Source organism: Celeribacter baekdonensis (genome assembly GCF_003047105.1).
GTDB lineage: Bacteria > Pseudomonadota > Alphaproteobacteria > Rhodobacterales > Rhodobacteraceae > Celeribacter > Celeribacter baekdonensis_B.
Genome location: NZ_CP028475.1, coordinates 3,368,343 through 3,381,510 on the forward strand (window position 1 = coordinate 3,368,343; position 13,168 = coordinate 3,381,510).

General features: G+C 58.7%; 10 protein-coding genes. 9 read left to right on the forward strand and 1 reads right to left on the reverse strand.

What is annotated here, in order from left to right:
* The first annotated feature begins 182 nt into the window (after positions 1-182).
* The 8 genes from DA792_RS20205 to DA792_RS20240 all read left to right on the forward strand — a co-directional run bounded on the left by DA792_RS20205 (position 183) and on the right by DA792_RS20240 (position 10,200).
* Positions 183-1,550: a CmpA/NrtA family ABC transporter substrate-binding protein gene (locus DA792_RS20205; RefSeq protein WP_107722378.1), complete on the forward strand. Its 1,368-nt coding sequence runs from the start codon at positions 183-185 to the stop codon at positions 1,548-1,550.
* A 74-nt stretch (positions 1,551-1,624) separates the two neighbouring features.
* Complete coding sequence (locus DA792_RS20210; protein ID WP_107722379.1) at positions 1,625-2,707, forward strand: ABC transporter permease; 1,083 nt, start codon at positions 1,625-1,627, stop codon at positions 2,705-2,707.
* Between the two features lie 5 nt (positions 2,708-2,712).
* Positions 2,713-4,395: an ABC transporter ATP-binding protein gene (locus DA792_RS20215; protein ID WP_107722380.1), complete on the forward strand. Its 1,683-nt coding sequence runs from the start codon at positions 2,713-2,715 to the stop codon at positions 4,393-4,395.
* Positions 4,396-4,440: 45 nt separating this feature from the next.
* Positions 4,441-5,715, forward strand: a complete 1,275-nt coding sequence (locus DA792_RS20220; protein WP_107722381.1) for an NAD(P)/FAD-dependent oxidoreductase — start codon at positions 4,441-4,443, stop codon at positions 5,713-5,715.
* A complete protein-coding gene (locus DA792_RS20225) occupies positions 5,712-8,348 on the forward strand; it encodes a nitrate reductase (protein ID WP_107722382.1) in 2,637 nt (878 codons plus the stop codon). Before DA792_RS20220 ends, DA792_RS20225 begins: the two co-directional genes overlap by 4 nt.
* 6 nt (positions 8,349-8,354) lie before the next feature.
* Positions 8,355-9,308 (forward strand): glycosyl transferase family protein, encoded by a 954-nt coding sequence (locus tag DA792_RS20230; RefSeq protein ID WP_107722383.1) that lies wholly within the window; start codon positions 8,355-8,357, stop codon positions 9,306-9,308.
* A 125-nt stretch (positions 9,309-9,433) separates the two neighbouring features.
* Entirely contained in the window at positions 9,434-9,739 is a 306-nt protein-coding gene (locus DA792_RS20235; RefSeq protein ID WP_159075341.1) for a hypothetical protein, read from the forward strand.
* Between the two features lie 38 nt (positions 9,740-9,777).
* On the forward strand, positions 9,778-10,200 hold the full coding sequence (locus tag DA792_RS20240; protein ID WP_107722385.1) for a hypothetical protein: 423 nt from the start codon (positions 9,778-9,780) through the stop codon (positions 10,198-10,200).
* Between the two features lie 26 nt (positions 10,201-10,226).
* On the opposite strand, the gene DA792_RS20245 is transcribed toward DA792_RS20240, so the two are convergent.
* Positions 10,227-11,039 (reverse strand): division plane positioning ATPase MipZ, encoded by an 813-nt coding sequence (locus DA792_RS20245; RefSeq protein ID WP_107722386.1) that lies wholly within the window; start codon positions 11,037-11,039, stop codon positions 10,227-10,229.
* Between the two features lie 225 nt (positions 11,040-11,264).
* On the opposite strand from DA792_RS20245, the gene DA792_RS20250 reads away from it, so the two are divergent.
* Positions 11,265-13,112, forward strand: coding sequence for an OmpA family protein (locus DA792_RS20250; protein ID WP_107722387.1), 1,848 nt, complete (start codon positions 11,265-11,267; stop codon positions 13,110-13,112).
* The last annotated feature ends 56 nt before the right edge of the window (positions 13,113-13,168 follow it).

Consider the following 13,168-nt stretch of genomic DNA (forward strand, 5'->3'; position numbering starts at 1 on the left):
GTGATTCCACGCATAGATAAGACATCGAAGGCAACGATGCCACGATACGAAATTTCCATCCCGATGATTGGGATGACTGAGCAAAGCCGCTCGACAAACGCCCCCCTCCTCCCGGGCGATTTGTCGGCGGCTTTTTTCTTTTTTGCCTCCAACAGGGCATGCACTGACTAAGGGACACAAAAATGAAAAACCTACTCCTCGGCCTCGCGGCCACCACGGCGCTCGCCACTCCCGGCTGGGCTGAGATGCTCGATCTCGAAAAAGACCAACTGACCTTTGGCTTTATCAAGCTGACCGATATGGCTCCTTTGGCCGTGGCCTATGAACAGGGCTTTTTCGATGACGAAGGCCTGTTTGTGACGCTGGAAGCCCAAGCCAACTGGAAGGTGCTTTTGGACGGTGTGATCGACGGTACATTGGACGGCGCGCATATGTTGGCGGGGCAACCTTTGGCCGCGACCATCGGCTATGGCACCGAAGCGCATATCATCACACCCTTCTCGATGGACTTGAACGGCAACGGCATCACTGTGTCGAACGATGTGTGGGCCGAGATGAAGCCAAACATTCCGACCGGCGCAGATGGCAAGCCGGTTCACCCGATTTCGGCCACCGCTCTGGCCCCGGTTGTTGAGAAATACAAATCCGAAGGCAAGCCCTTCAACATGGGCATGGTGTTCCCGGTGTCCACCCACAACTACGAGCTGCGCTATTGGTTGGCGGCGGGCGGTTTGAACCCAGGATACTATTCGCCCGAGAACATCACCGGTCAAATCGGGGCCGATGTGTTCCTCTCCGTGACGCCACCGCCGCAGATGCCCTCCACCTTGGAAGCGGGCACCATCAACGGCTATTGCGTTGGTGAACCGTGGAACCAACAGGCCGTGTTCAAAGGCATCGGCGTGCCGGTTGTGACCGATTACGAGCTGTGGAAAAACAACCCGGAAAAGGTCTTTGGCATCACCGCAGAATTCGCCGAAGAGAACCCGAACACCACCAAAGCCGTTGTCAAAGCGCTGATCCGTGCAGCGATGTGGTTGGACGAAAACGACAACGCCAACCGTGAAGAGGCCGTGAAAATCTTGTCACGCCCAGATTATGTCGGCGCGGACGAAGAGGTGATTGCGGCGTCGATGACGGGCACATTTGAATATGAGAAGGGCGACAAGCGTTCGGTTCCTGATTTCAACGTGTTCTTCCGCTATAATGCGACATACCCGTTCTATTCGGACGCCGTGTGGTATCTGACCCAGATGCGTCGCTGGGGTCAAATCGCTGAACCCAAATCCGATAGCTGGTACGATGAGGTTGCCAAATCCGTCTACAAACCGGAAATCTATCTCGAAGCTGCAAAGCTTTTGGTCGAAGAAGGTTTAGCCGATGAAGCGGATTTCCCATGGGACAGCGATGGCTACAAAGCGCCGACCCCAGCCGACGATGTCATCGACGGTATCGGCTATGATGGCCGCGCGCCGAACGCCTATCTCGAAAGCCTGCCGATCGGTCTGAAAGGCGAGCAAATCGTCGTGGGCACCGACGTCAAAGGCTAACCCATACCTCCACTGGGGCGCGCTTACGGGTGCGCCCATTTTTCCGACCCTGATTTTCCCGCGAGGACCCTGCAATGACCGCCATAGATCCGCACGCTCTGGACGCACAGGCCAAAGCGGCCCGCCGTGCGAAACTGTTCACCCGCATCAACAAAGCCGACACGTGGTTTCAGGTCTTGGGCCTGAGTTGGATGACCCCGGTGTTGAAAGCCATTGCGGGCGACAACCCGAAGGCACAGGTCAAAGAGATTTGGAAACTCTTGGGGGTGCCGGTTTTGGCAATCCTGTGTTTCTTGATGCTCTGGGGCACATTGGCCCCGAAAGTGCAGACCTCCTTGGGCGCAATCCCCGGCCCCTCGGCCGTTTGGGAAGAGGCCGTGAACCTGCATAATGACGCGATGGCCAAGGCCGAAAAGAAGGCCGCGTTTGAAGAGCGCGTAGAAAAACGCAATGCGCGGTTGATCGAACAGGGCAAGGCCGACGAGGTCAAAGACATCGCCTACACCGGATCGCCGTCCTATTACACGCAAATCTGGACTTCGATCAAAACCGTATTTTTCGGCTTTCTGATCGGCTCGGCCATTGCCATTCCTTTGGGGATTTTCGCGGGCCTGTCGCCCTATGCCAATGCTGCGATCAACCCTTTGGTGCAGATTTTCAAACCTGTGTCGCCGCTCGCATGGCTGCCGATTGTGACTATGATCGTCTCGGCGCTCTACACCAACAATGACGGGATGTTCGCGAAATCCTTCCTCGTCTCCGCCATCACGGTGACGTTGTGCTCGCTTTGGCCGACGTTGATCAACACATCGTTGGGGGTCGCCTCCATCGACAAAGATCTGATTTCCGTCTCCAAAGTGCTCAAAATGAACACCTATTCAAAAGTCACCAAACTGGTGCTGCCCTCGGCTTTGCCGTTGATCTTCACGGGTCTGCGTCTCTCGCTCGGCGTCGGCTGGATGGTGTTGATCGCCGCTGAAATGCTGGCGCAGAACCCCGGTCTTGGCAAATTCGTCTGGGATGAGTTCCAAAACGGCTCCTCGCAATCTCTCGCCAAAATCATCGTCGCGGTGCTCACCATCGGCATCATCGGCTTTCTGTTGGATCGGGTGATGTTCGCGCTGCAATCCCTTTTCACCTTCTCGAACAACCGGTGACCAATATGAGCATTCTCACATTCGACAATGTCTCCAAGGGCTTCGGCCAGGGCCTGCACCGCGCCGAGGTGTTGAAACATATCAATCTCGAGGTGAAAGAGGGCGAGTTCCTTGTGCTCTTGGGCTTTTCCGGGTCGGGCAAGACCACGTTGATCAACCTGATGGCGGGGCTTGAGACGCCGTCTGAGGGCAGGGTGTCGTTTAAGGGCAAACCGATCACCGGGCCGGGGCCAGAGCGCGGGTTGATCTTTCAAAGCTACTCTTTGATGCCGTGGCTGACGGTTGCTGGCAATGTGCGCTTGGCGGTGGATACGATTTTTCCGGGTCTGTCCAATGCCGAAAAAGAGGCCAAGGTCGATCACTATGTCGGTATGGTGGGCCTGTCGCACGCCGCTGCGCGTCGCCCCGCCGAATTGTCGGGCGGTATGCGCCAACGCGTCAACGTTGCCCGCGCTTTGGCGATGAACCCCGAAGTTCTGTTGCTCGATGAGCCGCTGTCGGCGCTTGACGCCCTGACCCGCGCCAATCTGGCCGATGAGATCGAACACATCTGGGAGGCGGACAAAAAGACCTGTGTGCTGATCACCAATGATGTCGATGAGGCCATTCTTTTGGCCGACCGGATCATTGCGCTCAATCCCGATGGAACGCTGGGCGATGAGTTCCCGGTCACCATCCCGCGCCCGCGCGACCGCATCGCGATGAACAATGACGATGGCTTTAAAAAGCTGCGCGTCGATGTGACCAAATACCTGATGGATGTCGGGATCGAAAGCAAAGCCGAGGGCACCAAGGTTCTGCCCAATGTGACGCCGATCCATTCCGTGCCCGCCGCCGTCGCCAAGGCACAAGAAGGGATGATCGAAGACCGCTTTCTCGATTTCTCGCAAATCCACAAAATCTATCCGACCCCCAAAGGTCCGCTGACCGTGGTCGAAAACTTTGATCTGAAAGTGAACCGGGGCGAGTTTATTTCCATCATCGGCCATTCCGGCTGTGGCAAATCCACGGTTCTGACTATGGCGGCGGGGCTCAATGACATCTCCAAAGGCGTGATCAAACTCGACGGCTATGAGGTCCGCGGCGCAGACCCGGAACGCGCCGTGGTGTTTCAATCTCCGAACCTGTTCCCTTGGCTCACCGCCAAGGAAAACGTCGCCATCGGGGTGGATAAGGTCTATCCGAAAGCCTCGCAAGCCGAGCGTCAGGACGTGATCGAATATTACCTTGAACGGGTCGGTCTGGCCGATGCGATGGACAAAGAAGCGTCTTCGATGTCGAACGGCATGAAGCAACGCGTCGGTATCGCCCGCGCCTTTGCCCTCTCACCGAAACTTCTGTTGTTGGATGAACCCTTTGGCATGCTCGACAGCCTCACGCGCTGGGAATTGCAGGAGGTGTTGATGGAGGTTTGGGAGCGCACGAAAGTCACTGCGATCTGTGTCACTCATGACGTTGATGAGGCGATTTTGCTCTCCGACCGGGTGGTGATGATGACCAACGGCCCACAGGCGACCATCGGCAAAATCACGGACGTTAAACTGCCACGTCTGCGCACCCGCAAGGCGCTGTTGGAGCACCCGGATTACTACCATTACCGCCAAGAGGTGCTCGATTTCTTGGAAGAATATGAACATGGCGCCAAGCCAAAGCCTCAACCGACCTCAAAATCCGTCGCTGCGGAGTGAGCCGATGGATGATCTGAGCCTTTTTCTCGTTGGGGATGCGGACTGATGCCGGAGCGGCTTGTCATCATCGGGGCCGGGATGGCGTCTGGGCGGATGTTGGAGCATCTGTTCGAAGACGCCCCCGAGGCCTTCGAGGTCACCCTGTTCAATGCCGAGCCGCGCGGCACGTATAATCGCTTGATGCTCTCGCCCGTCTTGGCCGGAGAAATGAGCTATGCCGAAATCGTCACCCATGATGGGGCATGGTATGCTCGCCATAACGTGAGCTGTCGCTTTGGCGAACGGGTCACCGCGATTGACCGCGATCGCAAGCGGGTGATCGGTGTGCAGGGGGCTGTGCCCTATGATCGCTTGGTCATCGCCACCGGTTCGGCCCCCTATATCCCACCTTTGCCGGGGCGTGATCTTGCGGGGGTGATCGCTTATCGCGATGTCGAAGACACCGACCGGATGATCGGTTTGGGCGCGGGGTCCAAGGCCGTGGTGATCGGCGGCGGGCTTTTGGGGCTTGAGGCGGCGGCGGGGATGGCGGCGCGTGGGGTTGCGGTCACCGTGGTGCACCGGGCGGGGCACCTGATGAACCGCCAACTCGATGTGCCCGCTGCCGATCTGTTGCAACAGGCGCTTGAGGCGCGTGGCATCACCGTCCTATGCAATGCCCAGTCGCAAGAGATTCTGGCCGATGACAAAGGTCAGGCCTGCGCGTTGCGTTTGGCCGGTGGCACTGAATTGGCCTGTGATCTGGTGGTGATGGCCGTGGGGATTGTGCCCTCTGTGGGTCTTGCCCGCGCCGCCGGGCTGACGGTGGGGCAGGGGATTTGCGTTGACGATCACCTCCTCACCTCCGATCCGTCCATCTATGCGCTGGGCGAATGTGTCGAGCACCGTGGCGCGGTCTTTGGCCTTGTTGCGCCGTTGTTTGATCAGGCCAAAGTCCTGGCCCAAACCCTGCGCGATCTGCCCGGATGTTTCGTCAACAAAGACGTCTCCACCAAGTTGAAAGTCACCGGATGTGATCTGTTCTCTGCCGGGGATTTCAACGAGGGTGAGGGCCGCGACAGTATCACATTCTCTGATCCGAGAACGGGTGTTTACAAGCGTTTGGTGATTGAAAACAACCGCTTGATTGGCGCGGTGATTTACGGCGACACCCAGGATGGCGGCTGGTTTTTCAACCTGATCCGCGACGGTGCCGATGTGTCGGCGCTGCGCGACACATTGATTTTTGGCCCGGCCTATCAGGACGCGCCCGACCCCGACCCCGAACCTGTTGCCACAGCAGACGGTCACGCAGCCGTTTTGATGGAGATATCTGCATGAAACGCCCCAAATCCAGCTGTTCCCTGCGCTCAACCTGCCCCTATTGCGGGGTCGGGTGTGGCGTCCTTTTGGGCGTCGATGATCAAGGCGCGATGGAGGTCCGGGGCGACCCCGATCACCCGGCCAATTTCGGTCGACTTTGTTCCAAAGGCTCGGCATTGGGCGAAACCGTCTCACTCGACGACCGCCTTTTGGTCCCGCGCGTGCATGGTCATGACAGTGATTGGGACAACGCGCTGGATTTGGTCGCGACCACATTCCAAGACACCATTGCCAAACACGGCCCTGACGCCGTGGCGTTCTATGTCTCCGGTCAATTGCTGACCGAGGATTACTACGTCGCCAATAAATTGATGAAAGGATTCATCGGTTCGGCCAATATCGACACCAATTCGCGGCTCTGCATGGCCTCGACCGTGGCTGGGCACAAACGCGCCTTTGGCACCGACACCGTACCCGGAACCTATGAGGATTTGGACGAGGCCGATGTGATCGTGCTCACCGGATCGAACCTCGCGTGGTGTCACCCTGTGCTTTACCAACGCATTCTCGCCACCCGCAAAGCCCGCCCAGACCAAAAACTTGTGGTCATCGACCCGCGTCGCACCGCGTCTTGCGATCTGGCGGATTTGCACCTGCCGCTGGCGCTTGGTTCGGATGTGGCGCTGTTCAACGGGCTGTTGGCCGAGATCGAAAAGCGCGGTCTGATTGATCACGACTTTGCCAAACATGTCTCGGGTCTCGACACGTCTCTTGCGAGTGCGAGCGCCGATGATCTGTCCATCACCGGCCTCTCGGAGGAGGTTTTAACGGAGTTCTTCGATCTGTGGTGCGGCAGTGAAAAGGTCGTCACGATTTTTTCCCAGGGCGTCAATCAATCCTCGTCGGGCACCGATAAAGTCAATGCCATCACCAATTGTCACCTCGCCACCGGGCGGATCGGCAAGCCGGGGATGGGGCCGTTTTCTGTCACTGGCCAACCCAACGCCATGGGCGGGCGCGAGGTCGGCGGACTGGCCAATATGCTGGCCTGTCACCTCGATCTGGAAAATGCCGATCACCGCAATGCGGTCAAAGACTTTTGGTCCGCCCCTGCCATGCCTGAGGCGGCGGGGCTGAAAGCGGTTGATATGTTCAAGGCCGTGGGCAAGGGCAAGATCAAGGCGCTCTGGATCATTCACACCAACCCAGCCGTCTCCATGCCAGACGCGGATAAAGTGCGCGATGCCATTGCCGGCTGCGATTTTGTCGTCGTCTCTGATATCACCGATGCCACTGACACCGCGCGTTTGGCGCATGTGCTTTTGCCCGCCACAGGATGGGGCGAAAAAGACGGCACAGTGACCAATTCGGACCGGATGATGTCGCGCCAACGTGCGGTTTTGCCCGCGCCGGGATTGGCCCGCCCAGATTGGGAGCAACTCGCCGAGGTCGGACGACGCATGGGGTTCAAAGCCGCGTTTGAATACGAGAACCCGGCGGAGATTTTCCGTGAATACGCCGCACTGTCTGGCATTGCGGGCGGATTTGGTCGCGATTTTGACATCTCCGGCCTCTCGGACCTCTCAAATACCGAATATGCCGATCTTGCGCCCACCCGTTGGCCGGTTTCAAACGGCAAACAGGGCGGCCGTTTCTTTGCCGATGGTGCGTTTTTCACCCCGGATGGCAAGGGGCGGATGCTGCCCGTCACATGGAAGCCGCCGGTGGCCAAAACCGAAAAACGCTATCCGTTTCGCCTGAACACCGGGCGCATTCGCGACCAGTGGCACACGATGACCCGCACCGCGCGCTCCCCGCGCCTGTCGGCGCATTTAGCCGAACCTTTCGTGGAAATTCACCCGGAGGATGCGAGCGCCCAGGGCATTGGTCCGACCGCTTTGGTCGCGCTCAAAACCCCGAATGGCACCGCCGTTGTGCGCGCGATGATCACGGATCGCACGCCCAAAGGCGAGGTCTTTGTGCCGATGCACTGGACCGGGGAAAACGCCCCCTCGGCGCGGATTGACGCCTTGGTGCCTTCGGTCACCGACCCGATTTCCGGCCAACCCGAAAGCAAGGGCGCAGTGGTCTCGGTCACGCCCTTTGCCGCCAAATGGTACGGCTTTGCCATCTCTCAGATGCCGATCAAACCGAAATACGACTATTGGGCCTTGGCCAAAACCTATGCCGGATACCGGGTGGAATTGGCCGGGATGACCGCACCCGACGATTGGGTCGAAGAGGCGCGCGCACTCTTTGGTCTGCCGGATGCCGATGTCCAAACCATGTTGGACCCGGCCAAGGGCACGGCGCGGGTGGCGTTTCATGTCAACGGTGCCTTGGTCGCCGCCCTGTTCATCTCACGCACGCCGGTGGCGGTGATGCGGGACTATTTGGCGGCTCTACCGGGCCAAGAGGTGCCAGGTGTGTTGGCGGGCAAGTCGCCTGCCAATCAACCGGACCCCGGCCCTGTGCTCTGCTCTTGTTTTAATGTCGGGATCAACACTATCTTGGCGGCAATTGAAACGCGCGGGTTGATGAGCGTAGAGGCGATTGGCGCGGCATTGGATGCGGGCACGAACTGTGGCTCCTGTCGCCCGGAAATTTCCGCCCTCATCGCCAAGGCCCAAACCAAAGAAGCGGCTGAGTGACCCCCGATGAGCATTGCTGAATTTGTCCGAATTCTGGGCCGTGGCCCCGGCCGATCCCGATCTTTGACCTTTGAGGAGGCGCAAGAGGCGCTGTTGCGGGTGTTGCGTGGCGAGGCAGCGCCCGAAAGTGTCGGCGCGATGCTGATGTTGATGCGGATGAAAGGCGAGGTGCCTAGCGAGATCGCCGGGTTCACCGCCGCCTTGCGCGCCGGGTTGACCGCCGTGCCGACGCCGGATTTGGACTGGCCGTCCTATGCCGCCGGACGCACGCGCGGCCTGCCGTGGTTTTTGCTTTCGGCGCGGCTGGTCGCTTTGGGCGGGTATAAGGTTTTGATGCATGGCTGGAACGGGCTGGGCGAAAACGGCCATTTGATCCGCGAGGGCCTGCCGTTTGCCGGGATTGAGATATGCGACAGTCCGCGTGTTGCGCGCGACACGATGGAGCGCGCGGGTATCGCCTATCTGCCGTTGGAACATTTTTCGCCTGAGTTGTTGCGCCTGTTGCAATTGCGCGCCGATTTTGGCCTGCGGTCTTGTCTCAATACGGTGGCGCGGATGCTCAACCCGGGCGGTGCGCGGGCCTCGGTCCAAGGCGTGTTTCATCCGCCCTACCGCGAACTTCAGGCCGATGCTTCCGCCCTTTTGGGCCTGCCCGCGATGACGGTGATCAAAGGCGGTGGCGGCGAATTTGAACGCAACCCGTCAAAGGACATTCAGGCCTTTGGCTTGCGCAACGGGCAGAGTTGGGAGGCGCTTTTCCCGCCTGCCGGGGAAGAGGCGCGCCGGTTGAATGACGGTGAGACGGATGTGTCACGCCTGTCTGATTTGTGGCACGGGCGTCTCGATGATCCGTTTTCTGAGGCGATTGTTTTGTCCACTGCCGCTTTGGCGCTTGAGACATTGGGCGAGGCCACGCCGGAGGAGACGGCACACAGGCTGTGGGTCAATCGCTTGGGGTAAACCGCCGTAGAGCGATACGCCCTGTCATTACCTTAAATTCCCACTGCTTTCACCATGTCCTCGCCCGATTTTTGCCGTTTTGCGCCAGCACTGTGAGGGCATGACAGGCGATGGAGGCCCAGACCATGGACTATGCAGTCGACTATGCACTCAACTATGCACTGAAAGTAAAAGAGGCACTGACACGCTGGATGGCGGGGATGGATGCCGCTGACCAAGTGACGATGATGGCGATTGGTTTTGGCCTGATGATCTTTGCGGTCGCAGCCCTTATGATCCAACGCCACCGCGAGACCAAAGCCCAGCACCCAACTCGGAGCACGTTGGTTGAGGAGCGCGCGAGCTATGTGATCCCCGGCGAACGCCATATTGCGCCTGCGGGCAAGAAAAAAGGCGATGCGTTCCTGCGTCGTCTCGATCACATGGCCTAACATATTAATTTTATTCAGGTATTTTTCACGGGCGTTTTATGTATAAATTGGTTCTTCAAGCGGTTTTATTTTCGGCGCTGGCGATTGGCTTCATCGTCTTTAAATCAGACGGGTTGCGCCACGCGGCGCAGACCGGGGATATGTCACACCTGTCTTCAACCAGCGTGGCCGCCGCGTCTTATATGTCTTTGACCGATCAGCTTTCGGGTCAGTCGGGCCATGCCGCCGCAAGCGCCGCCGCAAGTAATGGTCGCTATGATGCCTATGGCAGCCGGAGCCAGCCTTGGTACGTCAAATATGATCCGCGTCAGCTATGGCACGCGCGCCCGAAACAGATCAAATTGAACCCCAAAACCATCCGTGTGCCGCAAAGCGATGGGGCGAGCCCCGACAGCCTTGCCGATCAACTGGCCCAAAAGGGCTTGAGTGTTGAGAATGTGAATGTGGTCAAGTTGAACTGAGCGTCGCTCTTCCGGTTCAAACCGGATCAAAAATCGACGTCAACATTGGGCAGCTTCAGTTCTTTCATCAAGTCGCGTAGCTCTTGACGGGCGGCGACATTTGAAATGTTGAGCGCCGATTTCACGCCGATGTCTTTCAAATCCAAAAGCGTCAGACCGCGTGGAAACAGCTCGCGGTAAATCACCCGCTCGGAGAAACCCGGTGCAACACGGAACCCGATCCGTTTGGCCAGTTCCTCCATCGCGTCACCGATCTTTTTCTTGTTGTGCATTTGTTGCGCGCCCAAACGGTTGCGCAAGACCACCCATTCGATCGGTTTCAACCCGGCCTGCGCCCGCAATTGCCGGGCGTTCCACACCATTTCGGAATAGACGGACGGGCCGAGAATTTTGTTGGTGTCGGGATCGACCCGCGCCAAAAGGTCAAAGTCGATGAAACTGTCATTCATCGGCGTGATCAACGTATCGGCCAGTGAATGCGCCACCTGCGACAGGCGGGTGTGCGAGCCGGGACAGTCGATCAGGATGAAATCACAGGTTTCCTCAAGCCCGGTCACGGCCATGGACAGGCGACGATCATAGATGTTCTCGCCCTCGGCCAAATCTGCGGCCTCGATTTGTGGCAGGTCGCGATATTCGGGCGTCGGCAGGTCAATCCCTTCGCGCAGGCAATAGGACAGGCGATTTTCCAAATATCGGGCGAAGGTTTTTTGGCGCAAGTCCAAATCCAGCGCCCCCACCTGTAGGCCCAGACGGGACAAAGCCGTTGCCACATGCATGGACACGGTCGATTTCCCGGCTCCCCCCTTTTCATTCCCGACGATGATAATATGTGCCACGTCCCGAATCCTCATTCCACTCCGGCGCGCTTTTTCGGCTGCGCGCTCACGATAAGTTCCTCTCGGTATGCCGTTCTTTGCCTGCCGCTTGCAAGCGCGATTTCGCCTATGAATTGAGAACACCCTTTATATGTTGCCGCTCTGCTCAAGCACGTTTCTTATGAAGAGGGCATGCTTTTTGAGCGATGCCATAGGTTTGAGCCACATGCGTGAGGGAGGACGTCAATGAGAAGATTTATTCTAGGGACGGCGGCGACAGGGGTGGCCCTGGCTGGATTGGGGATGACGCCGATGTCGGCCCAGGACATGCAAGCGCAGATAGATCTTGCCACACGGTTGGGGATTGAGATGTGCGGGGCCGAGCCGCCGGCTGAGGCGGCCTGTGTGACTGAAAACGGGCAGGTGATCTTGGCCGATGGTTCCGAAGTGAGCCTCGAAGAAGCGCTATCGCTTTTCAAGCCGCCGATGGGCAGCGCCGACCCGTTGACCGACGAGGCAGACCCGGTCGCGGAGGCTGCGCCGGAGGTGGCGGTTGACCCCGAACGCGCACCTGAGACCAGCGTCGGCGATGAGGCGGTGGCCGATGTGGTGCATCAGGACGTTGTCGAAGAAGAGGTGTTGCGCGAGGAATTGGCGAAAGAGATGCCTGCGGGTGACCCTCTGGCCGAAGTGATGCCCACGCAGGAGACCGCGCCTGCTGATATGGGGGAGGTCGCAGCGCCTGAGCCTGAGCAGATGCCTGAGCAGATGCCTGAGGCGATGACGGAAGGGATGACGACATCCGAAACCACACCGGATACGTCCACCGCCGACACACCTGCACCGGAGGCCAGCCCCACTCCGCGCCCCGAGGCCGCAATGGATGAGGGGGCCGCCCCAGAGGCGGTTGCCACAGAGGCGCCAACAGATGTGGCAACGGAAACCGGTGCCAATGAAGATGCGCCGATGGAAGCGGCCTCGGCAGAGACGGAATCCACGGCGGTTGAAATGACCGAAGAGGACCTGAAGGTCGAAGCCGAAGAGGAGGCCACAGCCGCCGCTGCGATGGAAGAGACCACGCCTGTTGCGGCGGGAACGGAGGAGGGCGCACAGCAAGAGGTGGAGGTCCAAACCGAAACACTGACCGAAGCGACCACGCGGGCCTCAAACGAAGAGTTCGCCAAACCTGACGTGAGCGCAAAAGACGGCGGTGGCTTGTCCAACCTCGAAAAGTTCCTTGTCGGTGCCGTGGGCGTCGCGGTCATCAGCCAAGTGTTGAAAGGGGACGACAAAGTGGTCGAATCGACCGGCGATCGCGTGGTGGTTGAACGGGATGGCGCGCTTCGCGTGTTGAAAAATGACGATGCGCTTTTGCGTCAACCCGGCTCAGAAGTGACCACAGAGCGGTTCTCTGACGGTTCAACGCGGAGCACCATGTCGCGCGCCGATGGCACGCAGGTCATCACGATCCGCGCCGCCGATGGTCGTGTGTTGCGACGTGATCGGGTGTTTGCCGATGGCACGCGGGTTGTGTTGTTTGATGACATGCAAGAGATCGACGCGGTGGATGTAACCGCCTTGCCTGATGCGCCAAAAGCCGGGGTGAATTACGCCGATGACGAGGCGGCCCTGCGCGCGGCCTTGGCCGCCAGCCAAGCTCAATCAGAGGCGATGACGCGTCGGTTCTCTCTCAACCAAATTCGCACAATCCGGGCGGTGCGCGAACTGGCACCAGAAATTGCGCTGACCAGCGTGAATTTTGAAACCGGATCTGCGGCGATTTCTGCATCAGAGGCGGAGGAACTGGCGGCTTTGGGACGGGCAATGAAGCGCGCGGTCACGGACAACCCGCAGGAGGTGTTTTTGGTCGAGGGACATACCGATGCCGTTGGCAAAGCGACACGTAATCTGGTGTTGTCAGATCAGCGGGCCGAAAGCCTTGCCTTGGCATTGACCGAGTATTTTGGTGTGCCGCCAGAAAATATGGTCGTTCAGGGCTATGGCGAACGCTACCTCAAAGTGCCGACCGTTTCAGCCGAGCGTGCGAACCGTCGTGCTGCCGTGCGGATCATCACGCCGCTTTTGGGGCAGTGATCCAAACAAGCCCTACATGACAAACAAAAAAGACCCGCCAAACAACTGGCGGGTCT

What these genes read in the sequence shown, in the direction of transcription:
- DA792_RS20205 (WP_107722378.1), top strand. Translation starts at nt 183, where the DNA reads ATGAAAAACCTACTCCTCGGCCTCGCGGCCACCACGGCGCTCGCCACT.
- DA792_RS20210 (WP_107722379.1), top strand. Translation starts at nt 1,625, where the DNA reads ATGACCGCCATAGATCCGCACGCTCTGGACGCACAGGCCAAAGCGGCC.
- DA792_RS20215 (WP_107722380.1), top strand. Translation starts at nt 2,713, where the DNA reads ATGAGCATTCTCACATTCGACAATGTCTCCAAGGGCTTCGGCCAGGGC.
- DA792_RS20220 (WP_107722381.1), top strand. Translation starts at nt 4,441, where the DNA reads ATGCCGGAGCGGCTTGTCATCATCGGGGCCGGGATGGCGTCTGGGCGG.
- DA792_RS20225 (WP_107722382.1), top strand. Translation starts at nt 5,712, where the DNA reads ATGAAACGCCCCAAATCCAGCTGTTCCCTGCGCTCAACCTGCCCCTAT.
- DA792_RS20230 (WP_107722383.1), top strand. Translation starts at nt 8,355, where the DNA reads ATGAGCATTGCTGAATTTGTCCGAATTCTGGGCCGTGGCCCCGGCCGA.
- DA792_RS20235 (WP_159075341.1), top strand. Translation starts at nt 9,434, where the DNA reads ATGGACTATGCAGTCGACTATGCACTCAACTATGCACTGAAAGTAAAA.
- DA792_RS20240 (WP_107722385.1), top strand. Translation starts at nt 9,778, where the DNA reads ATGTATAAATTGGTTCTTCAAGCGGTTTTATTTTCGGCGCTGGCGATT.
- DA792_RS20250 (WP_107722387.1), top strand. Translation starts at nt 11,265, where the DNA reads ATGAGAAGATTTATTCTAGGGACGGCGGCGACAGGGGTGGCCCTGGCT.